The sequence below is a fragment of the Qipengyuania seohaensis genome (assembly GCF_002795865.1).
In the GTDB taxonomy this organism is placed as follows: Bacteria; Pseudomonadota; Alphaproteobacteria; order Sphingomonadales; family Sphingomonadaceae; genus Qipengyuania; species Qipengyuania seohaensis.
On sequence record NZ_CP024920.1, the window covers coordinates 748,948 to 774,840 of the forward strand.

Genomic DNA, 25,893 nt, shown 5'->3' on the forward strand with positions numbered 1-25,893 from the left:
TTCCTCAGGGCCTTCCTACCCGCTGGATTTCCCATTCGAGCTCGACGCCCGAATGCTCGTAGACGCGGCGACGGACTTCTTCGCCCAGCCCTTCGATATCGGCGCTGGTGGCATCGCCGGTGTTGATCAGGAAGTTGGTGTGCTTTTCGCTCACCTGTGCGCCGCCCATGGTGAGGCCGCGGCATCCGGCCGCATCGACCAGTTCCCACGCCTTCTTGCCCGGCGGGTTCTTGAAGGTCGATCCGCCGGTCTTGGTGCGTAGCGGCTGCGAATTCTCGCGCGCTTCCGCAATCCGGTCCATCTCCGCGCCGATGTCTTCGGGATCGCCCGGGTGGCCCTGGAAGCGGGCGGAGACGACCACCGCGCCTTCCGGCAGGGCCGAGTGGCGATAGGTATATTCGAGGTCGGTCGCGGGCAGTGTCACCAATTCGCCGCCCGGCAGGATGACGTCGCAATCGATCAGCACGTCGGACACTTCGCGCCCGTAGGCGCCGCCGTTCATGCGCACGAAACCGCCGACCGTGCCGGGGATGCCGCGCATGAATTCCAGACCTGCAACGCCTTCATCGCGCGCCGCGCTGGCGACGAGGATGCCGTGTGCACCGCCGCCGCACGACACGACCTCGCCGTCGATGGAGACATTGGCGAACGGCTTGCCCAGCTTGATCACGACTCCCGGCACGCCGCCGTCGCGGATGATCATGTTGGAGCCGAGCCCCAGTGCCATGACGGGCAGATCGCCGCCAAGGCGTTCGAGGAACAGCCGCAGATCGTCGAGGTCTTCCGGCTCGAACAGCCAGTCCGCGCGGCCGCCGGTCTTGAACCACACCAGCTTCGCCAACGGGGCCTGCGGTGTCAGCTTGCCGCGCAGCCCATCGGTCGAAACCGGCGCTGCAACGCTGCCCTCGACCTCGCAGTCGGGTGCCATGCCGCTATCCCAATTGGGTACGTCATCGGGCTGCTGCATCACGCGCCGCGCTCCTCGATGATCGCGTCGGCGAGGCCTGCGGCCCATTTCGTGATGTCGCCTGCGCCGAGGCACACGACGATGTCGCCCTGCTCGATCTCTTCGGCGAGTTTCTTCGCAAGATCGCCCTGGTCCTCGACCGTCGACACGGCACGGTGTCCGCGCGACTTGATACCTTCGACAAGCGCGTTGGCGTTGATGCCTTCGATCGGGTCCTCGCCTGCGGCATAGACCGGGGTGATGTAGACGACGTCGGCTTCGTTGAAGGCGCTCTGGAAGTCATCCATCAGGTCCTGCAGGCGGGTATAGCGGTGCGGCTGCATCACGGCGATTACGCGGCTCTTCGTCGCTTCGCGCGCTGCGCCAAGGACCGCACGGATTTCGACCGGGTGGTGGCCGTAATCGTCGATGATGGTGACCTTGCCTTCGCGGCACGGCACCTCGCCCACCTTGGTGAAGCGACGACGCACGCCGCCGAAGCTGGAAAAGCCGTTGCAGATGACCTCGTCGGGGCAACCCATTTCGATCGCCACGGCAATCGCGGCGAGCGCGTTCTGCACGTTGTGGCGGCCCGGCATGGGCAGGGTCACGTTCTCGATCCGGCGGTCCTCCTCGCCGCGCTGGCGGACGATCACATCGAAGCGGTTGCCGCCTTCATGCGGCTGCACGTTCACGCCGCAAATATCCGCCTGAAGGCTGAAGCCATAAGTCATCACGCGGCGGTCGCGGACCTTGCCAATCACCGCCTGCACTTCGGGATGGTCGATGCACAGGATCGCCGCGCCATAGAAAGGCACGTTGTGGATGAACTCGACAAACGCGTCCTTCACGCCGTCGAAATCGCCGTAATGATCGAGGTGCTCGGGATCGATATTGGTGACGACCGCTATCGTCCCGTCGAGCCGCAGGAAGCTGCCGTCGCTTTCGTCGGCCTCCACGACCATCCAGTCGCTGTCGCCCAGCCGCGCATTCGAGCCGTACTGTTCGATAATGCCGCCATTGATGACGGTGGGATCGACATTGCCTGCATCGAGCAGGGCCGCGATCATGCTGGTGGTGGTGGTCTTGCCGTGCGTCCCCGCGACGGCGACCGTCGATTTGAGACGCATGAGTTCGGCCAGCATTTCCGCGCGGCGCACTACGGGGATGCGGTTTTCAAGAGCGTGGGCGACTTCCGGATTGGTCCGGCGCACGGCAGTAGAGGTGACGACGACGGCCGCGCCTTCGACGTTTTCCTTTTCGTGGCCGATCTTCACCGCAATGCCTTGCGAGCGCAGGCGTTCGACAGTCGGGCTTTCGTTGATGTCGGAGCCCTGCACCGTATAGCCGAGGTTGTTCATCACCTCCGCGATGCCCGACATGCCGATGCCGCCGATGCCGACGAAATGGACCGTTCCGATGTCGGTTGGGACACCCTTCATTCCGCGATCTCCCTGCTTGCGCCCTGCCCGGCGGGCGCGCCCTGCGTTGCGCCGCGGGCATTGTTTCCGCCGACGCGGATGACGTCCATCATGTCCGCCCCGCCGAAGCTTTCGACGAGGTCGGCGAGGTCTTCGACCGCACGCGGACGTCCGCAATTCCACGCAGCATGCGCGGCATTGGCGAGACCCTTGGGATCATCGGCCAGGACGCGGATCTGCTTGGCCAGTTCCTTCGCTTCGAACCTATCCTGCCGGATCATGCGCGCGCCGCCCGCCTTGGCCATTTCGCGGGTGTTGGCGGCCTGGTGGTCGTCGGTCGCGATGGGGAGCGGGATCAGGATGCCCGGACGGCCCACGGCGGTAAGTTCCGCAATGGTCGATGCGCCCGCGCGCCCGATGAACAGGTGCGCATCGGCAAGGCGCGTCGCCATGTCTTCGAAATAGGTCGCCAGTTCGGCCGGAATGCCGTGGCTGCGATAGCGTTCGCGCACGATGTCGAGATCTTCGGGACGGCATTGCTGGGTGACCTGCAACCGCTCGCGAATGGCGGGAGGCAACATGGCCAGCCCGTCGGGCACGATTTCCGACAGGACGCGCGCGCCCTGGCTGCCGCCGGTGACCAGCACCCTCAGCAGGCCGTCTTCGCCATAGGAGGGGAACGGCTCGTCGCGCAGGGACAGCACTTCCGCACGCACCGGATTGCCCACGAGGTGCACCTTGTCGCCATGCTTGGGCTTGAGCCGCTGCACATCGGGATAGGCGGTGGCGATAGCCTGCACGCGGCTCGACAGCAGGCGGTTCACGCGGCCAAGCACGGCATTCTGTTCATGCAGCACTGTCGGGATCTTGGCCGAGGTGGAGGCGAGCACGGCCGGAAGCGAGGGATAGCCGCCGAAGCCGACAACCGCACTTGGCTCGAAACTTTCGAACAGGCGAAGCGCCATCTTGCGGCCTTCCAGCACCGCCTTCGTGCCCTTCACCCATTGCAGCGGGTTCTTGCCGAAACGCCCCGCGGGCAGGACATGGGCGGGCATGAAATCGGGCTTGCCCGGGATTTCGGCCCCGCGCTCGTCCGTGATCAGCGCGACGTGATGGCCACGCCGGTCGAGTTCGGCGGCCAGCGCGAAGGCAGGCAGCAAGTGCCCTCCGGTGCCCCCGGCGGCCAGCACGTAATGTCGGTTCGATGTCGTCATTGGTAGATATCGCGCGACAGAGGCGATGGTTTATCGTTCATCCGGTCCGCCTGCCCGAAACCGATGAGGTCGCCAAGCCCCCGGGTGGTCCTTTTCAGATAGGGATTGCGCCGTGTGATCGCGATCAGCAGCCCGACGGCAAGACACACGGCAATGGTGGAAGAGCCGCCATAGCTCACCAGCGGCAGCGTCATGCCCTTGGACGGGAACAGCTGCAGGTTCACCAGCATGTTGATGAAGGCCTGTCCGCCGAGCAGCGACACGAGGCCCGTCCCGGCCAGCAGCGCGAACAGATCGTCCTCGTCCACCAGCCGCATCAGCACGCGCACCACGATGGCGAGGTATAGCAGCACGATCAGCGCACAGGCGATGAGGCCGAACTCTTCGCCGATGACCGAGAAGATGTAGTCCGTATGCGCTTCGGGCAGGCTCATCTTGCGAATGCCGAGCCCGTATCCCGCCCCCGTCCAGCCGCCAGCAAGCAGCGTACGGCTGGCAAGGTCGACCTGGTCGAAAGCCGTGCCGCCGCCGAAGAAAGCGTCGATACGGTGGCGCGCGTTGTCATAGAGGAAATAGGTCGCGGTAATGCCCGCAATCCCGCCGCCAATGACCGCACCAAGGCGCTTCACCGGCACGCCGGACAGGATCACCATCACGAACCATACGCCGCCGAACAGGATGGTGCCGCCGAAATTGGGCTGGAGCATCATCAGTGCAGCAATGAGGACCACCAGCGAAGTCGCGATCAACAGCACCGGCAGGTTCGGGTCGCGCATCCGCCAGGACAGGATCCACGCCATGGTGATCGCGAAGCCGGGTTTCAGGAACTCGGACGGCTGGAACTGCATGCCGAGGTTGATCCACCGCCGTGCGCCGTTGATCTCCACCCCGATAAACGGAACGAGGAACAGGAGGCCGATCATGCCTGCCGCCAGCACCACGCCGAGACGGCGCGCATTCTCGCGGCTGAGCATGGAAACGCCCAGTAGCACGCCCAGCGCCAGCACTTGCCACACGATATGGCGGTAGAAGAAATAGAGCGGATCGAGCGTGGTGCTCGATGTGGACAGGCGGTCCGCGCTGGCCGGACTGGCCGCGGCAACCGCGATCGTGCCCAGCGTCATGACCAGCAGGACAAGGCCGAGCAGTACGCGGTCGATCTCGCGCCACCAGATCTTGACTTCGCTCCAGCGGGACATCTTGCCCGAAGGAATATGCGCAGGCTTGCGTTTCGCGCCGGGGACATAGGGCTGCATGGTGCTCATTCCAGCCCCTCCACCAGCGCGCGGAAATGCTCGCCGCGTTTCTCGAAATCGGAATATTGGTCGAAGCTTGCACAGGCGGGCGAAAGCAGGACGGTGTCGCCTGCCTCTGCCTTGGCGGCGGCGGCCGTGACGGCTCGGTCGAGCGTCTCGCACTGCTCCACCGGCACGCGGCCTTCGAGCAGCGCTGCAAAGTCCGGCCCGGCCTTGCCGATGGTATAGGCGGCCTTCACATGAGCGAGCTCGGCCTCGCACTCGCCCAGCCCCGGCTCCTTGGCGAGCCCGCCGAGGATCCAGTGGATGTTGTCGAACGCCGCGAGTGCGGGTGCGGAGGCGGCGGTGTTGGTGCCCTTGCTGTCGTTTATGAAGGCGACACCGGAAATTTCGGCGACACGCTCCATGCGGTGGGGGAGGCCGGGAAACGATTTTAGCGCGGGTCGAATGGTTTCCACGTCCAAACCCAGCATCTGGCAAGCGACGACGGCGTCCTCCGCATTCCGCATGTTGTGGGTGCCCTGCAAGGCAGGCCATTGGCTGAATTCGGCCAAAGCATGCCCCGCTCGATCAGTATTGAGATAATTGCGAGGAAAGTCTGGCGCCCTTATCCCGGCAACCTCATCGTACAAAGAAGTGTTGGGCGACACGATTGCGCGGCTTTTGGCATTCTGCAATCGGAAGAGACGAAGCTTGGCCTGACGATAAGCTTCGAAGTCCCCATCATATCGGTCGAGATGATCGGGCGTGATGTTCAGCAGGACCGCCACTTCGCAGTCGAGCGAATAGGTGAGATCGATCTGGTAGCTCGACAGCTCCAGCACATAGACCCCGCCTTCCGGCAGAGGCTCCTGCTCAAGGATCGGCAGGCCGATATTGCCGCCCATGGTGGTCGGCACGCCAGCTTCCTTCAGGATGTGATGGACCAGTGCTGTGGTGGTCGATTTGCCATTGGTACCGGTGATGCCGACGACCCGATGCGGCGGCAGGTCGGCCCTTGCCTGCGCGAAAAGCTCGATATCGCCGATCACCGGCGCGCCGAAGCTGTCCGCATGTGGCTTGATCGGGTGGGTGTTGAGCGGGACGCCCGGGCTGACGACCACGCCGGCATAGCCTGTAAGGTCCGCTTCGAGCGGATCGCCAATTGCGCAGCGCCCGTTGTAAGGCTTGCGCGCTTCGGCGCGGTCGTCCCACACCAGCACGTCGGCTCCGGCAGCCAGCAGCGCCTCGACCGTCGCCCGGCCGGACCGCGCGAGGCCGAGCACCGCGTATTTCTTGTCCTTCCAGGCGGGCGAGGTGATCATCTGAGCTTGAGCGTTGCCAGCCCCAGGAGTGCGAGCACGATGGCGACGATCCAGAAACGGATCACGACCTTGCTCTCGGACCAGCCGAGCTGCTCGAAATGGTGGTGGATCGGGGCCATGCGGAAAACCCGCTTGCCGGTGCGCTTGAACCAGACGACCTGGATGATGACGCTCAATGCCTCGAACACGAACAGGCCGCCGACGATGCCGAGCACGATTTCATGGTGCGTCGCCACGGCAATCGCGCCAAGTGCACCACCGAGCGCCAGAGAACCGGTATCGCCCATGAAAACCGCGGCAGGCGGCGCATTGAACCACAGGAAGGCAAGGCCCGCCCCGATAATCGCCGCGCACATGATCGCCAGCTCGCCAGCGCCCGCAACGTGCGGAATGCCGAGATATTCGGAATAGTCCACACGGCCGACGAGATAGGCGATGAGCGCGAAGGTCCCGGCAGCGATGATGACCGGCATGGTGGCAAGACCGTCCAGCCCGTCGGTCAGGTTCACCGCATTGCCCGCACCCACGATCACGAAGGCGGCAAAGACGTAATAGAACGGCCCAAGCTCGACCCCGAAATCGTTGATGAAGGGGACGTAGACGAAGGTGTTGATCTGGCTGACGATGATATAGCTCGCCGCACCGGCGACGATGAATTCGAACAACAGGCGGGTGCGACCGGACACGCCCTTGTGGCTGGCCTTGGACACCTTGTCGTAATCGTCGAGGAAACCGATCAGGCCGAACCCGCCGGTGACCGCAAGGCAGGCCCAGATGAAGGGGTTGGACAGGTCCATCCACAGCATCATCGAAATGAACAGGCTGACGAGGATCATCAGGCCGCCCATGGTCGGCGTGCCGCGCTTGGCGAGGTGGGTTTGCGGTCCGTCTTCGCGGATCGGCTGGCCCTTGCCCTGTCGCACGCGCAGCATGTCGATGAAACGGGGGCCGATCAGCAAGCCGATCAGCAGCGCGGTAAGCAGCGTCGCGCCGGCCCGCGCCGTCTGGTAGCGGACCAGGTTGAACAGGCCTTCGAAATTGAAATACTCGGCGAGGAGGTAGAGCATCGGGCCGCGCGGGGCCTCCTATTCAGGGCGGGTGAAACGGTCCACGAGCCGGCCGAGCCCGACCGAATTGGAGCCTTTGACCAGCACCGCGTCGCCCGCCACGATGCCGAAATCCTCGAGCAATCCGATCGCCTCGTCGGCAGTCAAGCAATGCTCCCACTCGAGCGGCTTGCCAAGCGAGTTGAGAACGGGTTTCCCCAGTTCGCGGGCAAGAGCGCCCATCTCGTCGCCCACCAGCACCGCATAGTCGATATCGGCTGCGATCACATGCTCCGCCAGTGCGGCGTGGAACTTGGGAGCAAAGTCGCCCAGCTCCTTCATCGCGCCGAGGACGGCGATGCGACGGGTCGAGGGGGTGGTGCCGAGCTGCGCCAGCGTGGCACGCATGCTGGCGGGATTGGCGTTGTAACTTTCGTCGATCATCAGCGCCTTGCCGCCGGGCGCATCGATGCCATGGCGTTCGCCCCGGCCCTTCAGGCCGCCCATTTCCGCGAGCGCAAGACCGGCTGCGGCCATATCGCCGCCCGCCGCGCGCACTGCCGCCATGACGGCAAGCGAATTGGCGACCCAGTGCTCGCCCGGTTCGGCCACGGTGTAGCACAAGCGGCCGGTGTCGAATTCGCAGGTCACGAGGCTGCCGCCATTGGCGCTCGGGATCGCGTCGAGGAGGCGCATATCGGCATGGCGCGCCTTGCCGAAGCTGACGACGTGCGCCCCGGCACGCAGCGCGGCGAGCTTGAGCTGTTCGTAATGTTCGCTGTCGGCGGGGATGACTGCCGTGCCGCCCGGTTCGAGGCCGGAAAAGATTTCCGCCTTGGCGTCGGCAATCGCCTTCATCGAACCCAGGTTCTCGATATGCGCGGGCGCGATGGTGGTGATGACGGCGACATGCGGCCGGACCTGCGCGGTTAGCCCTTCGATTTCGCCAGCATGGTTCATGCCCATCTCGAACACGCCGAAGCGGCTACGCGCACCCATCCGGGCCAGGCTGAGCGGGACGCCGACATGGTTGTTGTAGCTGCGGGTCGAACGATGTGCCGCACCGCGACTGGCACGTTCCAGCGCTGCAAAGATCGCTTCCTTCACGCCGGTCTTGCCGACCGAGCCGGTGACACCGATAATCCGCGCCTCGGTCCGGCTGCGCGCCGCCCGCGCGAGCGCTGCGAGAGCTTCGGTGGTGTCTTCAACGAGCACGTGCGGATAGTCGACCACCCGATCCACAATGGCTGCTGCGGCGCCGTTTTCGAAAGCCTTGTCGATAAAGCGATGTCCGTCCATCGCTTCGCCCTTCAGGGCTACAAAAAGGTCTCCGTGCACTACGTCACGGCTATCCATCTCTACACCGGAAACCTGGAAATCGCAGCTTGCCGTGCCGCCCGTGACCTCGGCTATCGTATTGGAATCCCACAGGGTCAGGGGCAAGCGATCGCGCGGATCGCTCGTCCATTCGACATAGGCGGGGTGGCGCAGGATAGCCGCGCTCATGCATCACCTCTGGCGATGGCAGCCGCACATTCGCGGGCGACTTCCACGTCGTCGAAGGGAAGGACCTTCATGTTTTCTCCCGATCCGATGATCTGACCCGTTTCATGACCTTTGCCCGCGAGAAGCACGATGTCGTCGGGTCCGGCTTCTGCAATGGCGGCATGTATTGCTTCGCGACGGCCGCCTATTTCTCTGGCTTCGGGCGCGCCTTCAAGCACGGCGCGGCGGATATCCGCAGGATCCTCGCCGCGCGGGTTGTCGTCGGTGACGATAACCACATCGCTGGCCTTGGCCGCAGCTTCGCCCATGGGCTTGCGCTTGCCGTGATCGCGGTCGCCGCCGGCACCGAACACCGTGATGAGCCGCCCGCCGACATGGGGGCGAAGCGCGGCGATGGCCGCTTCGATCGCGTCCGGTGTATGCGCATAATCGATATAGACCGGCGCCCCGCTCGGCGCGATGGCCGCCCGCTCGAGACGACCGCGAACCGGTTGGAGCCGGGCGACGCCGTCCCATACGCGGCCCGCATCGATACCCGTGGCGAGGGCAAGGCCCGCCGCGGTCAGGGCATTCGACACCTGGTAGGCACCGATCAGCGGAAGGTTGATCGTGCGCTCGGTCCCTTCGTGCGAGACCTTGAGCGTCTGGCCAAGCTGCGTGGGCTGGCGATCGAGGAGGCAGATATCCTCACCCTTTTCGCCGACCGTCAAGACCTTCAGACCGCGAGCCCTGGCATGCTCGACCACGCGCGCATTCCAGTCGCTGCCGTCGAGCCAGACAACCGCTGTCGCTCCATCCGATACTACTTCGTCGAACAGCCGCATCTTGGCCGCGAAATAGTCTTCCATGTCCTTGTGATAATCGAGATGGTCGCGGCTGAAGTTGGTGAACGCCGCCGCTTCGACGGGAACGCCCTCATTGCGCGATTGCGACAGGCCGTGGCTCGATGCCTCGTAGGCGACATGCGTGACACCCTCACGCGCGAGGCCGCTCATGTTCGAAAGGAAGGTTACGATGTCGGGCGTAGTGAGGCCGGTCGACACGCTTTCGTCGGGGGTCGTGACGCCGAGCGTCCCGATGCTGGCCGCACGTTCGCCCGCCATGCGCCAGATCTGGCGCGTCATCTCGACGGTCGATGTCTTACCGTTCGTCCCCGTTACCGCGACGATATGTTCCGGCACAGGCGTGAAGAAACGCGCACCGAGCTTCGCGAAATCCTTGCGGGGTTCGTCGCTCGCGATGTGGATCGCGCCTTCGACCTTTGCCTGCTGCCGGGCGACGACGGCAATGGCGCCAGCCTCGATCGCGGCGGGAATGAAGTCCTCGCCATTGACCACGCTGCCCTGGAAAGCGCCGAATACCGTACCGGGCGCGACCTTGCGGTTGTCGATGGCGAAACCGGTGACATTGGCGCTGCCGTCACCCGGACAATCGATGCCCGCTTTTTCGCAAAGCTTGTCGAGCCTCATTCCATGGCTCCCGGGATAAGCGGCTTGATTGCTGAGATGTCGATGTCGCGTGTGTCGTCGGGGCGCACGCCGATCAGCGGGCCGATCCGCGGGACGAGACGACCAACGATGGGTGCCGCGTTCCAGGCGGCAGTGCGCTGGTAGGAACTGGCGAGCGTACCGCGCGGCTCGTCGAGCATGGCGATGATGACGTAGCGCGGACGGTCCATCGGGAAGGCCGCGGCGAAGGTCGAAACCAGCGCGGTCTTGCGATAGCCTGCCTTGCCGCCCGGCTTTTCGGCCGAACCGGTCTTGCCGCCGACGCGATAGCCCGGAGCGTCCGCATTGCGGCCCGTCCCGTAGATTGCCGTTGCCCGCAACATCTGGCGCATGCGGCTGGAGGTCGAAGCCTTGAACACGCGGCGGCCCTTGGGCGCTTCGCCCGCACCCAGCTTGTGCAAGGTGGCCGGGCGCCACACGCCGCCGTTGACCATCGCTGCATAAGCGCTGGCGAGGTGGAGCGGGGTAACCGCGATGCCGTGCCCGTAGCTGACCGTCATGCTGCGCAAACGCGGCCAGTTATCGCCCGGCCAGATGGGAAAACCCTTGGCCGGCAATTCGATATGCGGGCGCTCATTCATACCCATGTCTATCATGTAGCGGCGCAGGCGTTCCGGACCGAGTTCATCGGCAATCCGCGCGGTCGTGGTATTCGACGAATGGATGAGCGTTTCGACCACATTGAGGGTCGGGCCCATCGCGTGGCTGTCCTTGATCGAGAACCTGCCAACCTTCACCGGCGAGGCATCGTAGCGCGTGCCCAGGTCGCGCACGACACCCGCATCGATCGCGGCTGCGACCGACAACGGCTTGAACGTCGAACCGAGTTCGTAAACCTGGTTGGTCACGCGGTTGAACATCAGCGCCTGGCCGTCCTTGTCGATCTTGTTCGGATCGAATTCGGGCAGCGATGCGAGCGCGAGGACTTCGCCCGTATCCACGTCGAGCACGATGCCCGCCCCGCCCTGCGCCTGCGTCAGCTTCATGCCGCGGCGCAGCTCGTCTTCGAGCGCGCCCTGCACGCGAACGTCGATCGACAGTGCAACAGGCGTTCCGCGCGTATCGGGGTTGCTCAGGTGTTCGTCGAGCACCTGCTCCATGCCGACGCGGCCGCTGCCATCGGCGGCGACATAGCCTAGCACATGGGCCGCCATCTTGCCCTGCGGGTAGTGGCGGTCTTCCTCCATCGGGATTTCGAGAGCGAGCTCGCCGATTTCCTGCACCCGGTTTGCTTCTTCGGGCAGCAAGCGGCGACGCAAATAGCCCTGTTTGCCGGCAGCGAGTTGCCGCGCGACCTTGGCCTGATCGAGATCGGGGAAGATTTCGCCCAGTTTCGCTGCGACTTCTTCGGGTGCACGCACCAGCGGTTCGCCATCTTCGCCCAGCGCCTTGGGATTGAACCACAGGGCATAGGCAGGGAAGGCACGGGCCATCGGTACGCCGTTGCGATCGGTGATTTCACCGCGCGGGGGCAGTAGTGCGTCGGCCAGCGTGGTCGCCCGCGCCTCGGCACCGTTCATGCCGAGGTAGGAAATGCGCATCACCGCGATCAGCGCGAGGAACGCAAATGCCGCCACGATCCACAGCACGCGCCAGCGCGCCAGGTCGAGCGAGCGTTCACGAAGAGTGACCAGTTGAACCCGGCCACTTGCAACGGCCATGCTGACAGCGCCCGGTCCGCCATTGATGGCGGAAAAAGCGTTCACCGCGCCACCTCTGCAGCGGCGAGGGAAGCGTTGCCCGGCTCGGCGAGGCGCTGCGCCAGTGAAGTGGCGAGGCCCCGGGCAGGCGTAGTGCTGGCGACGGCGGGAGGTTGTTCCTCCTCGCCGAGCCAGTCCCCGAAGAGGCTCTCTTCGCCTTCACCCTGGCTGACAGGGCGCAGCATCGCGACACGAATGGGCTGCGGGGCGTCTTGGCCACGGGGTGTTCCCAGCACGGCCAATTGGCGCTCCTGCTCGACATACTGGTCGGCACGGGGCGCGGAATATCCGAATTCGACCTGGTTCCAGGCCGCCAGCTGGTGCTGGCTGGCGCGCGTCTGGAATTCGGTTTCGAGCATGAGCTTGGAGCGTTCCGCAGCGATGATCTGGCGTTCGACAAGGCGCACGTCGCTCTTCACTGCATTCACCTTGAACGTGAGCGCGAGCAAGGCTGCGAGGCAAGCGCCGAGCGCGAGCAGCCAGCCGATCTGGCGGAGGCGGGAAGAACGCACCATCACGCGGCCTCCCTTGCCGGGGTGGTGGTGCGCGTGGCGTGGCGCAAGACAGAGGACCGGGCGCGCGGGTTGCGTTCGAGCTCGGCCTTGCCGGGCTTGATCGCCTTGCTGACTTTCGAAAAAACCGGATCGTCCTGCGTCACCATTGGGACGTGACGCGAGGCGCTCGGGGTTGAGGAGGCCTCGCGAAGGTAACGCTTGACGATCCGGTCTTCGAGGCTGTGGAAGCTGACCACCGCTAGGCGGCCCCCTTCGCGCAGCAAGTGTTCGGCGGCCGACAACCCTTGGGACAGTTCGTCGAGTTCGCCGTTCACGTGAATTCTGATGGCCTGGAATGTGCGGGTGGCGGGGTCCTTCTTGTCATGCGGCTTGTGGCCCAGAGCCTTGCGCACGACCCGCGCCAGTTCACCGGTGGTCTCCAGCGGACGCGCAGCAACGATCGCCCGGGCCACGCGGCGCGATTGGCGCTCTTCACCGTACTGGTAGATGACGTCTGCAATCGTGCTTTCGTCGGCCGAATTGAGGAAGTCGGCAGCGCTGTCGCCGTCCTGGCTCATCCGCATGTCGAGCGGCCCGTCGGACGAGAACGCGAAACCGCGCTCGGCCTGGTCGAGCTGCATCGAGGAAACGCCGATATCCATGACGACGCCATCGACCTTGGCGACGCCAGCCGACGTCATGACGTCGAGCATCTCGGAGAAACGATGCGGGTGAAGAATTAGGCGGGGCGGAGTTTGCTCCGTCTCCCGCCATGTGCGACCCGAGGCAATCGCGTCGGGATCCCTGTCGAATGCGTGCACGGTCGCGCCGCGCTCCAGCAGCGCGCGCGTATAGCCGCCAGCGCCGAAAGTCGCGTCGATGATGACGTCGCCGGGCTGCGGATCGAGCGCTTCGATCACTTCGTCGAGGAGGACGGGGATATGGGGCGCGGCGCTCATTTGCCCTTCGCCTTTGCATCGGCAAGGAAACTTTCGCAGGCGGCTTTCGCGCCGGCCCAGTCGTCGCCCATCTTGGCGAGTTCGGCGGGGTTCCACAGCGTGAAGAAGCGTCCACCGCCCTGGAAGTAGAGCCCGTCCTCGATCTTGCCGAGTGCGCGCAAATGTTCGGGCATCACGAAGCGACCGCTGTCGTCGAAGGGCATTTCGAGGAAACCGAAAAGCTGGCTGGCGCGCGTGTCGCGGTCGAATTCCTTGCCGAGACGAACGGCCAGTTCTTCTTCGCGGTCGAGCTGGGCGTTGAGTTCTTCCTTGCGGGACAGGCCGAAGCCGACAAGGCAATTCCAGCTGGTGTGCTTCATCAGGCACAGGACGCGGCCGTCGCTGGATTCCTTCAGGGCCTTGCGGAAGATCGGCGGAAGCACAAAGCGGCCCTTGTCGCCCGCAGGCGAATAGGCTTGTCCGCTATACCCTCCGAATTGCAACGCCTTGTCCCCGGCTTGTGTTCAAATCCCCCACGGACACACCCTCCCTGTCCGCCCGAGCGCGTGCTCGACCGGCTCGCCATCCCGATTGGGAGGGCGCGCAAAGACACTGGCTGTCCGATGTGAGAAAGATTTATCGCGGGAGACGCGGGGATGGAAGGGAAAATTGCGGGATTTTACGGGATAAACCTGCAAGTACCTGATTTATAGCGATTAATTTATCTTCACAGCACCTACCAATCTTACCATCATCCTAACGCAAGTACCGGTTTTATACGGGGAATCGCCATCCGGCCCGTGTTTTCCCGCAAGGCATCCCGTTAAATCCCGCAAGGAATCGATTAGTCGAGTCGGTTCAACAAATCGGAGAGCGCGGCCTTGCGCTGAGAAGTGCAATTTTCCGTGTCGAGCATGGCGGCATCGGCAATCAGGACGACCTGCCCTGCACCAATCGCGCAGTCCGCGATCAACGCGTCCGCCGACAAGCTGCAACGCGCGTCCTCGCCTTCTTCGCCCAGCGCGAAACGGCCCGCCAGTTGCACGGGAAAATCGCCGTCCGGTCCGACTATCACCCGCTCGTCCTGGCTCTGCGTATCGTCGAATTCCAGGCTCAGACCCCAACGTGCCAGGATCGGTGAGATCAATACTACGTCAAATGGCCGGCGCGGATCGCCGAGCGCGAATTCGGAATGCTGGGTCAGGAACGGGTCGGCAAACACCAGCGCCTTGCCACCGCCCCGCACCCATTCGTCGAGTGCGACATTTTCCGAGGGCGCCAATGCACGCGGCTGCGCGATAATGGCTTGATCCAGCCCTTCAAGCGCTTCGCTCTCGAGCGTGTCGAGAGGTGCAAGTTCGAATCGCTCTTCCAGCATGGAACGCACCCAGCTCGAATCTCGCGAATTGCTTTCCAGCATCGCGGCGATGTCCTGCCCTTCCGCCCAATAGATCGGAAGCGAAGTGAAGAGGCCCATCCGTTCTTGCGGCTCCTGCGCACTGCCGCGCGCCTCCTCCCCGCCGGAAGAACAGGCGGCAAGCAGGAGCGCGACGGTAAGAAGAGCCGGTTTAATCGGCAGCGGCTTTCGGATCGCCAGCGCCCGTTTCAGGCATCACGGCAGGGCTTTGAGTGCTCGAAGGCGAAGGTTCTGCGGGAAGGTCCGGGACCACGCCAGCTTCCACCAGTGGATCCGCCTGTGTTGGCTTTGCGCTCGGCTCAGTGGTCGCAGCGGCCTGCGGCACCGAGGAGGCATCCACTTCGCGCGCCCTGTCCTGCACCAGGCTGGCCAGGCCCACGAGCAAAACCATCAGGACCACCCCGGCAATCCCGATCTGCAGGCGATGGACCGCCTGGGCTCGCGAACCGCCCAGCGGTGCCTCGGGCAGGCCGCCAATTTGAGGCTTGCTGGAAGAAAGATCGAAATAGCGCGGCATTTTCATGATTCTGCGCCCCTTCGCGGCTGGCGTCAATCGGAAGCCTTCAGCCAGTCGAATACCGGCAGGCCTTTCGCCTGCAGCCACTCGGCGTTGTAGAGGCTGGAAAGGTAGCGGAATCCGGTGTCGCAAAGGATTGTGACGACTTTCGGACTTTCGCGTCCCTCTGCGACGAGCTGCTTGCCGAGCGCGACCGCTCCTGCGACATTGATGCCGCTGGAAAGGCCGAGGCACAGACCCTCCTCGCGCAGCAGGCGCGCCACCCAGTCGAGACCTTCTTCGTCCGAGACGCGGAATTGCGTGTCGATCGGCGCGCCTTCCAGGTTGCCGGTGATCCGGCCCTGCCCGATCCCTTCGGCAACCGAAGAGCCTTCTGCCTTCAGTTCGCCTGTCGCGTAATAGCTGTAGAGCGCCGCGCCGTGCGGATCGGTCAGGGCGATGACGACGTTCTCGTCCAGTTCTTTCAAGCCCATGCCCACGCCCGCAATGGTCCCGCCGGTGCCGGCCGCACAGGTAAACCCGTCGACCTTGCCGCCGGTCTGTTCCCAGATTTCCTTCGCCGTACCCTCGATATGGGCTTTACGGTTGGCGGTATTGTCGAATTGGTTCGCCCAGACCGCACCTTCGGTTTCTTCTGCCAGCCTACGGGAGGTGTGAACAAAGTGGTTGCTGTCGGCGAACTTCGTCGGCGGGACAGTGACCAGCTCCGCGCCGAGAGCGCGCAGCGTGTCCATCTTTTCCTTGGACTGGTTGTCCGGCATCACGATGATCGTGCGGTAGCCGAGCGCATTGGCCACCAGCGCGATACCGATACCGGTATTGCCAGCCGTGCCTTCGACCACGCATCCACCCGGCTTAAGTTCGCCGCGCGCCTCTGCATCACGGATGATGTAAAGCGCAGCCCGGTCCTTTACCGAAGCGCCCGGATTGGCGAATTCGCACTTGCCGTAGATGTCGCAGCCGGCTTCCGCGCTCGGCCCTTCGAGGCGGACGAGCGGCGTGTTGCCGATCAGGTCGAGCGCATGCTCGCGAATGGGAATTTGTGTCATGCTGCGTGAGGTAGGCGCGGTCGCCCTACCTCGCAAACAACATCAATCTTCAGGGGCGATAGTAACCTTCAACCCGTCAAGTTCGCCGGTGAAGGGAATCTGGCAAGACAGGCGCGAAGTCTCGACGCGGTGCTCGGTCGATTCCAGCAGGTCGTCCTCGTCTTCGCTCATCTCGGGAAGCTTGTCCTGGAAGGCCGGATCGACATGCACGTGGCAAGTCGCACACGAACAGCAGCCGCCGCACAGTGCCAGCAATTCGTCGAAGCCGTTGTCGCGAATAGCTTCCATGACGGTCAGGCCGTCTTCGACTTCGATCTCGCTCGTCTCGCCTTCGCGGGTGGTGACGATCAGCTTGGGCATCGATTGCGTATCCTTGTTGCCTCGCCCGCCAAACGGGCCCTATGCGTTGCGCTGCTATTCAATAGGGAGCGGAAGCGCAAGGTGGGCCTGACCAATTCGCAATTGCGCGAGCATCTCGATGCCGTAGCCGAAAAGGACGCGGTGGTGGCGGCGGCGCTTGATCGCTGCGGCTATCCCGAAGAACGCATCCGCCCGACCGGCTATCGCACCCTGCTGCGCACGATCGTCGGCCAGCAGGTAAGCGTCGCTGCGGCGGCCTCGGTTTGGAACCGACTGGAGGCGGAACTTGGCGAGGAGATGGCGGCGCGCGAACTGCTCGACCGCGACTTCGATACCTTGAGGGCGTGCGGGCTTTCGCGCCAGAAACAGGGTTATGCCAGATCGCTGTGCGAACTCGTCGAGAGCGGCGAACTCGACCTGGAGGGCCTGCCGCAAGACGACGAGGAAGCCATCGCCGAACTGGTCCGCATCAAGGGCATCGGACGCTGGTCGGCCGAGATATACCTGCTGTTTGCCGAAGGCAGGCAGGACATCTGGCCGGCAGGAGACCTGGCGGTGCAGGAGGCTGTCGGACGCCTGCTAGACCTGCCGGAACGCCCAAGCGAGAAACATACCCGAGAACTGGGCGAACAATGGCGTCCTTATCGCGGCGCCATGGCCATTTTCACGTGGCACACCTACAATAATGCCGCGCTTTGATGGGCGCGCGAGGGAGAGAGACATGAGCGAGCGGAAAGCGATTTTCATCACCGGCGGGGGCTCGGGCATCGGCCGCGCGATCGCGCTGAAATTCGCGGATGAAGGCTGGTTCGTCGGCCTTGGCGATATTGACCAGGCAGGCATGGACGAGACGCTTTCCCTGATCGAGAACGGGTTCACCTTTGCTCACAAGTTCGACGTGCGCGACCGCGAGGCATGGGACCACGCACTCGACGGCTTTGCCACAGCCAGCGGCGGCCGGATCGACGTGCTTGCGAACAACGCGGGCATCCCGCTCGGCGGATCGCTAATGGACAACTCGACCGGTGAAATCGAGCGCTGCCTCGACATCAATTTGAAGGGCGTCCTGTTCGGCGCGCAGGCAGCCTATCCGCATCTAAAGAAGACCGCGCCGGGATCATGCCTGCTCAACACCGCCAGTGCAGCCGGGATCTACGGCACGCCCGGCGCGAGCGTCTATTCCGCCACCAAGTTCGGCGTGCGTGCGATTACCGAAAGCCTCGACGGCGAATGGGCGGAAGACGGCATCAATGTCCGCTCGATCATGCCCAGCTTCATCGACACGCCGCTGCTCGATCATACGCCCAATGCACAAAGCAATGAGGGCATTCGCCAGCGCGTGAAGGATGCAGGGCTTGAGATCACGCCGGTAGTTGAAGTCGCGCAGGCTGCATGGGACGCGGTGCACGGCGACAAACTGCACACCACCGTCGGCAAGACCGCAAAACGGATCGCTTTCGGATCGCGCTGGATGCCGGGCCGCGTGCGCAAGCAGACACGCCAGTCGGCCCGCCCTCTCGGCCAGTAAGGACCCACAACATTATGCGAATTATTCTGTCGCTGGCAGCGCTTCTGCTTGCCGCGCCCCTAAGCGCCCAGCTCACCGAGGCCGAACCTTATGTCCTTGGCCAGACCTACACTCTCGAAAGCGCGATACTCAAAGAAGGCACGCGCAAGATAACGGTGCGCCTGCCGGCCGAGTACGAAGCCGAGCCGGAGCGCGCCTTTCCCGTCGTCTATTTGCTGGATGGCGGACCGGAGCAGGACTTCGCCCATATCGCCGGCATCGCGCAGAGTCGCGAGATGAATTACTCGTTCGAGCCCCTTATCCTTGTCGGCATCCAGAGCGTGAACCGCAGGCACGAACTTTCGCCGCCCGCTGCCGATCCCGCGCCATATGAAGAGGCCTTGAGAGCCACGCCTGGTGGCTCGGCAGATTATCGGCGCTTCCTGAAGGACGAGCTCAAACCGATGATCGAGGCGCAGTTCCGCACCGATGGCCGCGATGCAATCATGGGAGAATCGCTCGCCGCGCTATTCGTGATCGAAACGCTGCTCAAAGAGCCGGAGTTGTTCGACGACTACATCGCCATTTCGCCAAGCATGTGGTGGGAAGAGATGAAATATGGCCGCGAAGTCGAGGCCTATCTCGAGAAAATGGGTTCAGGCGCGAGACGGCTTTATCTCTCGACGGCCAATGAAGGCGACTGGCACCGCGAGGGGACGGAGCATTTGATCGCCGCATTACGGCTGCACGCTCCCGAAAATCTGACATGGACCTTTGTGGACGCTGGTGAGAGCGAAACCCACGGAACACTTTATCACCCGATGGCCCTCGACGCGTTCCGCGCCCTCTACGGCACGCCCAGCCGCGAATATCGCAGCTATCCGCTCATTGGCGGCCCGGAAATCAGGGAGCGAAGTGCTGAGGAAAACGCGCTCCTCGAACAGGAATGCACGCGCGAAAACAGCATGTTGATGACGCCAGGCACTGCGGAGCGGGCGCGCGAGGCGATATATTACCGCTGCCTGTTGCTGGAGCTTGGCCCGACGCCGCGGGAAGGCAATTTAGGCGAGTAGAGCGTCGATCTTGCGGGCCATCTTCACGTCGCGCAGGCTCAATCCGCCTGCGTCATGCGTGGTCAGCGTGATCTCCACACGGTTGTAGACGTTGAACCATTCGGGATGGTGGTCGCGCGTCTCGGCGATCATTGCGACGCGGGTCATGAAGGCGAAGGCCTTGGAAAAGTCGTCGAATTCGAACTTGCGCTCGATCGCATCGCCGTCACGGGCCAGCGACCATTCGGGCAAGGCCCGCAGCCAGCTGTCGCGTTCTTCCTGGGTGAGCTGTTCGACGGAACCCATTTGCGAATCTCTCCTGCTTGTCGCTGGCAGCGCTTTTGCCTATCGCTCCCGCCCATGCAAGCGCGCCTAGCAGCATCGGACCTCGCCTGCCGCCGCGGCGAGCGGCTGCTGTTCCGTGGCCTTTCCTTCGAAGCCGCGCCCGGCAGTGCCATCCACATCGCGGGCGCGAACGGGATCGGGAAATCGAGCCTGATCCGCATACTCGCCGGACTGCTGCGCCCTTTTGCCGGGGTCGTGGAGAGCGATGGGGCGATGGGGCTGGTCGACGAGCGGCTGGCCCTCGATGCGAACCTGCCCTTGGGCAAGGCACTGGCGTTTTACGAGAAGCTCGACGGCTGCCGCGATCCGGGACGGGCCTTCGACCTGCTGCAGCTGGGGCCACTGATGGACGTGCCGGTCCGATACCTGTCAACCGGGCAGAGGAAGCGCGCGGCCCTTGCCCGCCTGCTCAATCGCAACTGCCCCATTTGGCTGCTGGACGAGCCGCTGAACGGTCTCGATGCGCAGGCGGCGGCGAGCATGGAGGCGCTGGTAGCGCAGCATTGCGGTAGCGGGGGCATTGCGCTCGTCGCTTCACACCAGGCGATGGCAATGCCGGACGTTCGAACCATCGACCTGGCGGGTTATGCCGCATGAGCACTCTGGCCACCCTCCTTCGCCGCGATCTCGGCCTGCTTCTGCCGGGCGGGCGCGGCGGTGCAGGCGTCTTGCCGCTGCTGTTCTTCCTCGCGGTAGCAATGCTGTACCCCTTTGCAGTCGGCCCCGATGCGCAATTGCTGGCCCGCACCGGTGGCGGCGTCATCTGGGTCGCAGCCTTGCTGGCAGCGATCCTGCCGCTCGAGAAGCTCGTGTCAGACGATCTGGAAGCCGGGGTTTTCGACCAACTCGCGTTGCGCGGAGTGAGCGAGGAATGGGCCATGCTGTCGCGACTGATCGCGCACTGGCTGGCTTTCGCACCCCTGTTGCTGGTCGCCACCCTGCCCGCCGCAGCCCTACTCGGCCTGTCGGGAGAGACAACGCGAACCGTGCTTTTCGGCCTGCTGGCGGGGACACCCGGCCTTGCCGCGGTCGGTCTGGCAGTCGCTGCACTTACGGCCAGTCTCAGGGGCGGCGCCGCACTGGCCGGGCTGATGGTAATCCCGCTGGCTGTCCCGATTCTGATATTTGGCGCAGGCTCGCTTGCCCGCCCCGATACGAGCGGCCTACTGCTGGCGGCCGCGATCAGTCTCGGACTATGTGCGCTCGCCCCGCTGGCGGCAGGTGCCGCGATAAAGGCTGCGCGGGAAAGCTGACCGCTTACGAATAGGGCGGCTTGTGGAGGCCCTTGGGGCTTTCGGTAAAGATCTCCACCCCGTTTTCGGTAATGCCGATCGAGTGTTCGAACTGCGCCGAAAGCGACTTGTCGCGGGTCACCGCAGTCCAGCCGTCGCGCAGCAGTTTCGCATTCGGGCGGCCGAGGTTGATCATCGGTTCGATCGTGAAGAACATGCCGGGCTTCAATTCCGGACCCGTACCCATGCGGCCGGTATGGATCACCTCGGGCGCGTCATGGAACAGGCGGCCAAGGCCATGGCCACAGAATTCCTGCACGACGCCATAGCGGTGCTGGCGCGCATGCGATTCGATGACCGCGCCGATATCGCCCAGCCGTGCGCCGGGCTTCGACGCTGCTTCGATCCCGAGCATCAGGCATTCGTACGTCACATCGACCAGCTTGCGCGCCTTGAGCGGCACGTCGCCGACGAAGAACATCCGGCTGGTATCTCCGTGCCAGCCGTCGAGCAGCGGGGTCACATCGACGTTCACGATGTCGCCGTCTTTGAGCGCCTTTTCACTCGGAATCCCGTGACAGATCACGTGGTTGATCGAGGTGCAGCAACTATGCGCATAGCCGCGATAGCCCATGGTTGCGGGCACCGCGCCGCCGTCGAGCGTCATCTTGCGCACGAGGTCGTCGATCTCTCCGGTGGTGACGCCGGGCTTCACAAAACCGGTCAATTCGTCGAGGATTTCCGCGGCCAGCCGTCCGGCCTTGCGCATGCCCTCGAAGCCGTCCGCTCCGTGCAGCTTGATCGTGCCGTCACGATAGACGGTCTGGTCGCTCTCGATTACCTGATATTCGGTCATGCGCGCCCATGTAGCGATCATGCGCGCAAATTGCGAGGTCCGTCAGTTGCGGACGCGAAACGCTCCGGCATAGGCGGGCTTCACTGCGTCGAGCACCGATGCGCTCACGAGAAAGTCGAGCTCGTAGCTACCTTCGGCGTATGGACCCGCGACATAGGGTCCGAAATAGATACCGATACGGTCGAAATGCTTCCCGTCGGACGAGCCGATGAAGATGCTGCTTTCATCAAGACTGGGGCAATCCTCGAATATCGCATCGCTTTGCGGATCGACCGGAATGCCGCGCCGCTCTTCGCGTTCCTTGTTGAGGGTCGCGCACAGCTTCGCACCGAGCGCGTTTTCAAGGGCCACTGCGGATTCGAACAAGTCTGCACCTGCAACCCCCACGCCCTTTATGCGGTCCCAGACCAGCGAGGTGCGGCCGGACATTCCATGTGCGCCGCCGGTATAGAGATACATGTCGCGGGTCAGGCTGAGCCAGCCGGGAATGTCCGCGGCCACCTTCCACGTGACTTCATAACCCCTTCCAACGCAGCTCACGCAATCCTCACCGGCGAAATCGGCCAGCGAGCGCCCCCACTCTGCCTTTTGCTCGGCCAATGCTTCGTCACGCTCGCTGCGCAGGATTTTCTCCAGGGCAGGGATTGCGGTCACCTCCGCTGGCCAACTGTAAGCAAATTCGCGCACCGCGTCCCCGTCGCGCGCGTCGTCCTCAAAGGTCACCTCGGCAGGAGCGGCGTCGCTGGCCGACGCGGCATCGGCGCTGGCACTGGCCGAAGCCGCAGGCGCATCGTCCTGGACCTCGGTAAAGGCGGGCGATTGCGTACAAGCAGCACTCGACAGGGCGAGTGAAATCAGGAACAGGCGGTGTCGCATCTCATTTCCATGCCCGAGATCAAATTAGTACGGGGTGAATACCAATGGCCGAAACCGCAGCTCTCATCCAGCCCGACCAGGGCCAGGACGCAACGCTTATCCACCTTGTTAACAAGGACGGGTTCGAAAATTGGGCGAAAAAACTGTCCGCAGGCCAGCGCGAGGCGCTGAAGGCGCAGAAATTCGATGGCGGCGGTTACCAGACCGCGATCGTGCCCGATGGTGACGGATGGTTTGCCGTCGGCGGCGTCGCGAACCCCGACGATCTATCGAGCTGGTGCATGGCCAAGCTGGCAGAGGTCCTTCCGGAAGGCACCTATCGCCGCGCCGGAGGAGAGCCGGGTCCTGCAATGCACGGCTGGCAGACGGCGCAATATACGTTCGAGCGCTACAAGAAGCCGGAAAACCCGACCGGACCGCGCATCCTCCTTACCAAGCAGGCGGGCCGTATCGAAAGCGCGATCGCGGAAGCCAAGGCCGTGTGCCTCGTGCGCGATCTGGTGAATACGCCTGCCGAGGATATGGGGCCCGCTTCGCTGGAGGCACAGGCGGAAAAGCTCGCCAAGGCCCATGGCGCAGACCTCAAGGTCGTCCGCGGGGATGCGCTGGAGCAGGATTACCCCATGGTCCACGCAGTCGGCCGCGCTGCCGAGCGCAAGCATGCACCGCGGCTCATCCACCTTACTTGGGGCAAGGAAAGCGATCCGGTTCTGGCCATCGTCGGCAAGGGCGTCTGCTTCGACAGCGGCGGCCTCGACGTTAAGAGCGCAGCCGGCATGAAGCTGATGAAAAAGGACATGGGCGGCGCCGCCCACGCGCTGGCGCTCGGCGGGCTGATCATGGGCGGCAAGCTGCCCGTCCGCCTGCACCTGCTGGTGCCCGCAGTCGAAAATGCCATTGCGGGCAATGCCTTCCGTCCCGGCGACGTGCTCTCGTCCCGCAAGGGACTGACGGTGGAAATCGGCAATACTGATGCCGAAGGCCGCCTGATCCTGGGCGATGCCCTGACGCGGGCAAGCGAAGAGAATCCCGACCTGATCCTCGATTTTGCGACGCTGACAGGCGCCGCGCGCGTGGCACTCGGCCCCGATTACCCGGCCCTCATGACCCGCCGCGACGAGACGGCAGACGCGCTTATCGAAGCCGGACGGGGTGTCGACGACGAGCCATGGAGGCTGCCGCTCCCCGATGCCTATAGGGAATGGCTGGCATCCGACATCGCGGACACGAACAATGCGCATGGCAATTCTTTTGCAGGTGCGAGCGTTGCCGGTCTCTTCCTCGACAAGTTCGTGGGCGAAGGGCTGGATTGGGCCCATTTCGATACATTCGCCTGGCGCCCTGCTGCCAAGCCCGGACGCCCCAAGGGCGGCGATGCCTACGGCCTGCGTGCTGCGTGGCACATGCTCAAAGCGCGCTATACGGGGACATGACAGGCGCATGTCTTGCGAGAATGGGCGCGCGCGGCTAAGCGCCCGAGCTTGTAACAAATATCAAGCCAGACAGGTTTCGTGAGCGAAGACGCACAGTATTCCCTGCCGGACGGTATCGTCGGACTGAAAGGTCCGGTGGATCGGCCTGCGACCGGCACCCTTCCGCTAAGAGGCGACCTGGCGCATGTCGCGCTGGCGGGACGCTATCTGGCAGCGCATTATGTCGTCCCTGTGAAACGGACGATCGGCGGCAGCGACGCCGTGCTGAAGCTGGCCATGCGCGACGATGCGGACGAAGGCTCCACACTCGCGGCGAACAGCGAGATAGAGTTGCTCGATGTCGCGGGAGACTGGGCATGGATCACCGAAGGACCCGAAGGTCCGAGCGGATATGTACGCATGAACGCCCTAGCTCCCGACACCAGTGCATAAGGTCTTCATCGACGGCGCTGCCGGGACCACCGGCCTGGAGATCGCCGCGCGTCTCGAAGGTCGCATCGAATTCGATCTGATCACGCTCGACGACGACAGGCGCAAGGACAAAGCTGCGCGGCGCGAGGCGCTGAACGAGGCTGATGTTGCGATCCTGTGCCTGCCTGACGATGCCGCACGCGAAGCAGTGGGCCTGATCGATCCGGCTGGCGGCACCCGCGTCATCGACGCTTCCAGCGCCCATCGCACCGCCGAGGGATGGTGTTACGGGTTTCCCGAACTCGTCGGCCGCGAACGCGTTGCCGACGCGCGGCGGGTCAGCAATCCGGGATGTTATCCAACCGGCTTCCTCGCGCTCGTCGCCCCGCTCGTGAGGGAGGGCCTGCTGCCAGCCGACTGGCCCTACACCATCAACGCGGTGAGCGGATATTCCGGCGGCGGCAAGGCCATGATCGCCCAATTCGAGCAGGATGGCGCGCCTGCCTTGCAAAGCTACGGCTATTCCATGGCGCACAAGCATCGTCCCGAAATGAAAGCTCATGCCGGTCTGCAACACGGCGTGATTTTCGCCCCTTCGGTGGTCCCGGCCTATCGCGGCATGATCGTGGAGGTGCCCCTGCACCTTGGTGCAATGGACGGTGATCCCACCGCCGACGGACTGCGCGAAGCGCTACGCGATTTCTATGCCGACAGCGCGATCGTTTCGGTGCGTGACAGCACCGGGGTCGACAAGCTCGTCCTCGAGAAAAATGCCGAGCCGTCCGACGCGATGGAACTGTTCGTCTTCGGCAATGAGGGCGGCTGGCATGCGCGGCTCGTGGCGAAGCTGGACAACCTCGGCAAAGGTGCGAGCGGGGCCGCAGTGCAGAACCTGAACCTGCTTTGCGACCTCCCCGAGACTGCAGGGCTCGCCATTCCGCCTGCCTAAAAATTAGGCAACGCCAGGCTGCGCATTGGGCACCATTTGTGGGCGGCCGATTGTCCGCTCATGGCGAGAGCACGCATTTGCGCGGTTCCGCTCGTCTCCTCCTCACTTTTCCCGCTTGGCACGATTCTTGGAACACCGCGCGCAGAGGCGCATTCGTTTATCGAGGGCGCACTCACACAAGCAGGCGGGAATCGGATAGACGTGAAAAAGATCGAAGCGATCATCAAACCCTTCAAGCTCGACGAGGTGAAGGAAGCGCTGCACGAAATCGGCGTGTCCGGCATTACCGTGACCGAGGCCAAGGGTTTCGGCCGCCAGAAAGGCCACACCGAACTCTATCGCGGCGCCGAATACGTCGTCGACTTCCTGCCCAAGGTGAAACTCGAGGTAATCGTTTCCAGCGATATCGCCGAACGCACCGTCGAGGCCATCGCCGCAGCCGCCCAGACCGGGCGCATCGGCGACGGCAAGATTTTCGTCTCCGCCATCGAGAGCGCATTGCGCATCCGCACCGGCGAAAGAGACGAAGACGCAATCTGATTTTCAAACCGGCCAG

At 63.8% G+C, this 25,893-nt stretch carries 28 protein-coding genes; 9 read left to right on the top strand and 19 right to left on the bottom strand.

The window, feature by feature from the left end; genetic code table 11:
- Nucleotides 1–4: 4 nt before the first annotated feature.
- The 16 genes from murB to CVE41_RS03775 form a co-directional block, all read right to left on the bottom strand.
- Nucleotides 5–928: a UDP-N-acetylmuramate dehydrogenase gene (gene murB / locus CVE41_RS03700; RefSeq protein WP_100261357.1), complete on the bottom strand. Its 924-nt coding sequence runs from the start codon at nt 926–928 to the stop codon at nt 5–7.
- A 38-nt stretch (nt 929–966) separates the two neighbouring features.
- Entirely contained in the window at nt 967–2,388 is a 1,422-nt protein-coding gene (murC, locus tag CVE41_RS03705) for a UDP-N-acetylmuramate--L-alanine ligase (RefSeq protein ID WP_100259438.1), read from the bottom strand.
- Nucleotides 2,385–3,581 carry an undecaprenyldiphospho-muramoylpentapeptide beta-N-acetylglucosaminyltransferase gene (gene murG, locus CVE41_RS03710; RefSeq protein WP_100259439.1) on the bottom strand — a complete coding sequence of 399 codons (1,197 nt, stop codon included), beginning with the start codon at nt 3,579–3,581 and terminating at the stop codon, nt 2,385–2,387. The genes murC and murG overlap by 4 nt, the downstream gene beginning before the upstream one ends.
- Nucleotides 3,578–4,846, bottom strand: a complete 1,269-nt coding sequence (locus CVE41_RS03715; protein ID WP_100259440.1) for an FtsW/RodA/SpoVE family cell cycle protein — start codon at nt 4,844–4,846, stop codon at nt 3,578–3,580. Before CVE41_RS03715 ends, murG begins: the two co-directional genes overlap by 4 nt.
- Complete coding sequence (gene murD, locus CVE41_RS03720) at nt 4,843–6,141, bottom strand: UDP-N-acetylmuramoyl-L-alanine--D-glutamate ligase (RefSeq protein WP_100259441.1); 1,299 nt, start codon at nt 6,139–6,141, stop codon at nt 4,843–4,845. The genes CVE41_RS03715 and murD overlap by 4 nt, the downstream gene beginning before the upstream one ends.
- Nucleotides 6,138–7,208, bottom strand: coding sequence for a phospho-N-acetylmuramoyl-pentapeptide-transferase (gene mraY / locus CVE41_RS03725; RefSeq protein ID WP_100259442.1), 1,071 nt, complete (start codon nt 7,206–7,208; stop codon nt 6,138–6,140). The genes murD and mraY overlap by 4 nt, the downstream gene beginning before the upstream one ends.
- Before the next feature lie 18 nt (nt 7,209–7,226).
- Nucleotides 7,227–8,693 (bottom strand): UDP-N-acetylmuramoyl-tripeptide--D-alanyl-D-alanine ligase, encoded by a 1,467-nt coding sequence (locus CVE41_RS03730; RefSeq protein WP_100259443.1) that lies wholly within the window; start codon nt 8,691–8,693, stop codon nt 7,227–7,229.
- Nucleotides 8,690–10,162, bottom strand: coding sequence for a UDP-N-acetylmuramoyl-L-alanyl-D-glutamate--2,6-diaminopimelate ligase (locus tag CVE41_RS03735; protein ID WP_100259444.1), 1,473 nt, complete (start codon nt 10,160–10,162; stop codon nt 8,690–8,692). Before CVE41_RS03735 ends, CVE41_RS03730 begins: the two co-directional genes overlap by 4 nt.
- Complete coding sequence (locus tag CVE41_RS03740) at nt 10,159–11,862, bottom strand: peptidoglycan D,D-transpeptidase FtsI family protein (RefSeq protein ID WP_100259445.1); 1,704 nt, start codon at nt 11,860–11,862, stop codon at nt 10,159–10,161. Before CVE41_RS03740 ends, CVE41_RS03735 begins: the two co-directional genes overlap by 4 nt.
- A 41-nt stretch (nt 11,863–11,903) precedes the next feature.
- Nucleotides 11,904–12,416, bottom strand: coding sequence for a hypothetical protein (locus CVE41_RS03745; protein ID WP_100259446.1), 513 nt, complete (start codon nt 12,414–12,416; stop codon nt 11,904–11,906).
- Complete coding sequence (gene rsmH, locus CVE41_RS03750; protein ID WP_100259447.1) at nt 12,416–13,354, bottom strand: 16S rRNA (cytosine(1402)-N(4))-methyltransferase RsmH; 939 nt, start codon at nt 13,352–13,354, stop codon at nt 12,416–12,418. The genes CVE41_RS03745 and rsmH overlap by 1 nt, the downstream gene beginning before the upstream one ends.
- On the bottom strand, nt 13,351–13,836 hold the full coding sequence (locus CVE41_RS03755) for a division/cell wall cluster transcriptional repressor MraZ (protein ID WP_100259448.1): 486 nt from the start codon (nt 13,834–13,836) through the stop codon (nt 13,351–13,353). Before CVE41_RS03755 ends, rsmH begins: the two co-directional genes overlap by 4 nt.
- Nucleotides 13,837–14,177: 341 nt before the next feature.
- Complete coding sequence (locus CVE41_RS03760) at nt 14,178–14,810, bottom strand: Gldg family protein (RefSeq protein ID WP_100259449.1); 633 nt, start codon at nt 14,808–14,810, stop codon at nt 14,178–14,180.
- Between the two features lie 91 nt (nt 14,811–14,901).
- Nucleotides 14,902–15,273, bottom strand: coding sequence for a hypothetical protein (locus CVE41_RS03765; protein WP_100259450.1), 372 nt, complete (start codon nt 15,271–15,273; stop codon nt 14,902–14,904).
- 26 nt (nt 15,274–15,299) lie between these two features.
- On the bottom strand, nt 15,300–16,316 hold the full coding sequence (locus CVE41_RS03770) for a cysteine synthase A (protein ID WP_100259451.1): 1,017 nt from the start codon (nt 16,314–16,316) through the stop codon (nt 15,300–15,302).
- Between the two features lie 42 nt (nt 16,317–16,358).
- Nucleotides 16,359–16,676: a 2Fe-2S iron-sulfur cluster-binding protein gene (locus CVE41_RS03775; RefSeq protein WP_090480814.1), complete on the bottom strand. Its 318-nt coding sequence runs from the start codon at nt 16,674–16,676 to the stop codon at nt 16,359–16,361.
- Between the two features lie 81 nt (nt 16,677–16,757).
- Here CVE41_RS03775 and CVE41_RS03780 point away from each other — a divergent pair, with 81 nt between their 5' ends.
- From CVE41_RS03780 to CVE41_RS03790, 3 genes are read left to right on the top strand one after another with little or no spacing between them, the layout of a single operon-like run.
- Nucleotides 16,758–17,375 (top strand): DNA-3-methyladenine glycosylase family protein, encoded by a 618-nt coding sequence (locus CVE41_RS03780; protein WP_100259452.1) that lies wholly within the window; start codon nt 16,758–16,760, stop codon nt 17,373–17,375.
- A 22-nt stretch (nt 17,376–17,397) separates the two neighbouring features.
- Nucleotides 17,398–18,204 (top strand): SDR family oxidoreductase, encoded by an 807-nt coding sequence (locus CVE41_RS03785; protein WP_100259453.1) that lies wholly within the window; start codon nt 17,398–17,400, stop codon nt 18,202–18,204.
- Nucleotides 18,205–18,218: 14 nt separating this feature from the next.
- Entirely contained in the window at nt 18,219–19,256 is a 1,038-nt protein-coding gene (locus tag CVE41_RS03790) for an alpha/beta hydrolase (RefSeq protein WP_100259454.1), read from the top strand.
- On the opposite strand, the gene CVE41_RS03795 is transcribed toward CVE41_RS03790, so the two are convergent.
- On the bottom strand, nt 19,245–19,541 hold the full coding sequence (locus CVE41_RS03795; RefSeq protein WP_100259455.1) for a 4a-hydroxytetrahydrobiopterin dehydratase: 297 nt from the start codon (nt 19,539–19,541) through the stop codon (nt 19,245–19,247). The genes CVE41_RS03790 and CVE41_RS03795 overlap by 12 nt on opposite strands.
- Before the next feature lie 54 nt (nt 19,542–19,595).
- On the opposite strand from CVE41_RS03795, the gene ccmA reads away from it, so the two are divergent.
- Entirely contained in the window at nt 19,596–20,177 is a 582-nt protein-coding gene (gene ccmA / locus CVE41_RS03800) for a heme ABC exporter ATP-binding protein CcmA (protein ID WP_100259456.1), read from the top strand.
- The gene (locus CVE41_RS03805) at nt 20,174–20,833 is read left to right on the top strand and encodes a heme exporter protein CcmB (RefSeq protein ID WP_100259457.1); all 660 of its coding nucleotides are present in this window, start codon (nt 20,174–20,176) and stop codon (nt 20,831–20,833) included. The genes ccmA and CVE41_RS03805 overlap by 4 nt, the downstream gene beginning before the upstream one ends.
- 4 nt (nt 20,834–20,837) lie before the next feature.
- Here CVE41_RS03805 and map read toward each other — a convergent pair whose 3' ends face one another.
- Complete coding sequence (map, locus tag CVE41_RS03810) at nt 20,838–21,668, bottom strand: type I methionyl aminopeptidase (protein WP_100261358.1); 831 nt, start codon at nt 21,666–21,668, stop codon at nt 20,838–20,840.
- A 42-nt stretch (nt 21,669–21,710) separates the two neighbouring features.
- Entirely contained in the window at nt 21,711–22,544 is an 834-nt protein-coding gene (locus tag CVE41_RS03815) for a DUF3298 and DUF4163 domain-containing protein (RefSeq protein ID WP_100259458.1), read from the bottom strand.
- A gap of 44 nt (nt 22,545–22,588) precedes the next feature.
- Between CVE41_RS03815 and CVE41_RS03820 the strand changes: the two genes are divergently transcribed.
- From CVE41_RS03820 to CVE41_RS03835, 4 genes are all read left to right on the top strand, one after another.
- On the top strand, nt 22,589–23,977 hold the full coding sequence (locus tag CVE41_RS03820) for a leucyl aminopeptidase family protein (RefSeq protein ID WP_100259459.1): 1,389 nt from the start codon (nt 22,589–22,591) through the stop codon (nt 23,975–23,977).
- Between the two features lie 78 nt (nt 23,978–24,055).
- Nucleotides 24,056–24,409 carry a hypothetical protein gene (locus CVE41_RS03825; protein WP_100259460.1) on the top strand — a complete coding sequence of 118 codons (354 nt, stop codon included), beginning with the start codon at nt 24,056–24,058 and terminating at the stop codon, nt 24,407–24,409.
- A complete protein-coding gene (gene argC, locus CVE41_RS03830) occupies nt 24,402–25,337 on the top strand; it encodes an N-acetyl-gamma-glutamyl-phosphate reductase (RefSeq protein ID WP_100259461.1) in 936 nt (311 codons plus the stop codon). Before CVE41_RS03825 ends, argC begins: the two co-directional genes overlap by 8 nt.
- Nucleotides 25,338–25,538: 201 nt before the next feature.
- Nucleotides 25,539–25,877: a P-II family nitrogen regulator gene (locus CVE41_RS03835; RefSeq protein WP_100261359.1), complete on the top strand. Its 339-nt coding sequence runs from the start codon at nt 25,539–25,541 to the stop codon at nt 25,875–25,877.
- Nucleotides 25,878–25,893 lie beyond the last annotated feature (16 nt).

Excerpts from the sequence above, each read along its gene's own strand:
- CVE41_RS03760 (WP_100259449.1), bottom strand. The coding sequence starts at position 14,810 with ATGGGCCTCTTCACTTCGCTTCCGATCTATTGGGCGGAAGGGCAGGAC.
- ccmA (WP_100259456.1), top strand. The coding sequence starts at position 19,596 with ATGCAAGCGCGCCTAGCAGCATCGGACCTCGCCTGCCGCCGCGGCGAG.
- CVE41_RS03735 (WP_100259444.1), bottom strand. The coding sequence starts at position 10,162 with ATGAGGCTCGACAAGCTTTGCGAAAAAGCGGGCATCGATTGTCCGGGT.
- rsmH (WP_100259447.1), bottom strand. The coding sequence starts at position 13,354 with ATGAGCGCCGCGCCCCATATCCCCGTCCTCCTCGACGAAGTGATCGAA.
- murC (WP_100259438.1), bottom strand. The coding sequence starts at position 2,388 with ATGAAGGGTGTCCCAACCGACATCGGAACGGTCCATTTCGTCGGCATC.
- CVE41_RS03715 (WP_100259440.1), bottom strand. The coding sequence starts at position 4,846 with ATGAGCACCATGCAGCCCTATGTCCCCGGCGCGAAACGCAAGCCTGCG.
- CVE41_RS03805 (WP_100259457.1), top strand. The coding sequence starts at position 20,174 with ATGAGCACTCTGGCCACCCTCCTTCGCCGCGATCTCGGCCTGCTTCTG.
- map (WP_100261358.1), bottom strand. The coding sequence starts at position 21,668 with ATGACCGAATATCAGGTAATCGAGAGCGACCAGACCGTCTATCGTGAC.
- CVE41_RS03820 (WP_100259459.1), top strand. The coding sequence starts at position 22,589 with ATGGCCGAAACCGCAGCTCTCATCCAGCCCGACCAGGGCCAGGACGCA.
- CVE41_RS03790 (WP_100259454.1), top strand. The coding sequence starts at position 18,219 with ATGCGAATTATTCTGTCGCTGGCAGCGCTTCTGCTTGCCGCGCCCCTA.
- CVE41_RS03730 (WP_100259443.1), bottom strand. The coding sequence starts at position 8,693 with ATGAGCGCGGCTATCCTGCGCCACCCCGCCTATGTCGAATGGACGAGC.
- CVE41_RS03770 (WP_100259451.1), bottom strand. The coding sequence starts at position 16,316 with ATGACACAAATTCCCATTCGCGAGCATGCGCTCGACCTGATCGGCAAC.
- CVE41_RS03775 (WP_090480814.1), bottom strand. The coding sequence starts at position 16,676 with ATGCCCAAGCTGATCGTCACCACCCGCGAAGGCGAGACGAGCGAGATC.
- CVE41_RS03785 (WP_100259453.1), top strand. The coding sequence starts at position 17,398 with ATGAGCGAGCGGAAAGCGATTTTCATCACCGGCGGGGGCTCGGGCATC.
- CVE41_RS03765 (WP_100259450.1), bottom strand. The coding sequence starts at position 15,273 with ATGAAAATGCCGCGCTATTTCGATCTTTCTTCCAGCAAGCCTCAAATT.
- mraY (WP_100259442.1), bottom strand. The coding sequence starts at position 7,208 with ATGCTCTACCTCCTCGCCGAGTATTTCAATTTCGAAGGCCTGTTCAAC.
- CVE41_RS03795 (WP_100259455.1), bottom strand. The coding sequence starts at position 19,541 with ATGGGTTCCGTCGAACAGCTCACCCAGGAAGAACGCGACAGCTGGCTG.
- murB (WP_100261357.1), bottom strand. The coding sequence starts at position 928 with ATGGCACCCGACTGCGAGGTCGAGGGCAGCGTTGCAGCGCCGGTTTCG.
- CVE41_RS03740 (WP_100259445.1), bottom strand. The coding sequence starts at position 11,862 with ATGGCCGTTGCAAGTGGCCGGGTTCAACTGGTCACTCTTCGTGAACGC.
- murG (WP_100259439.1), bottom strand. The coding sequence starts at position 3,581 with ATGACGACATCGAACCGACATTACGTGCTGGCCGCCGGGGGCACCGGA.
- CVE41_RS03745 (WP_100259446.1), bottom strand. The coding sequence starts at position 12,416 with ATGGTGCGTTCTTCCCGCCTCCGCCAGATCGGCTGGCTGCTCGCGCTC.
- murD (WP_100259441.1), bottom strand. The coding sequence starts at position 6,141 with ATGATCACCTCGCCCGCCTGGAAGGACAAGAAATACGCGGTGCTCGGC.
- CVE41_RS03815 (WP_100259458.1), bottom strand. The coding sequence starts at position 22,544 with ATGCGACACCGCCTGTTCCTGATTTCACTCGCCCTGTCGAGTGCTGCT.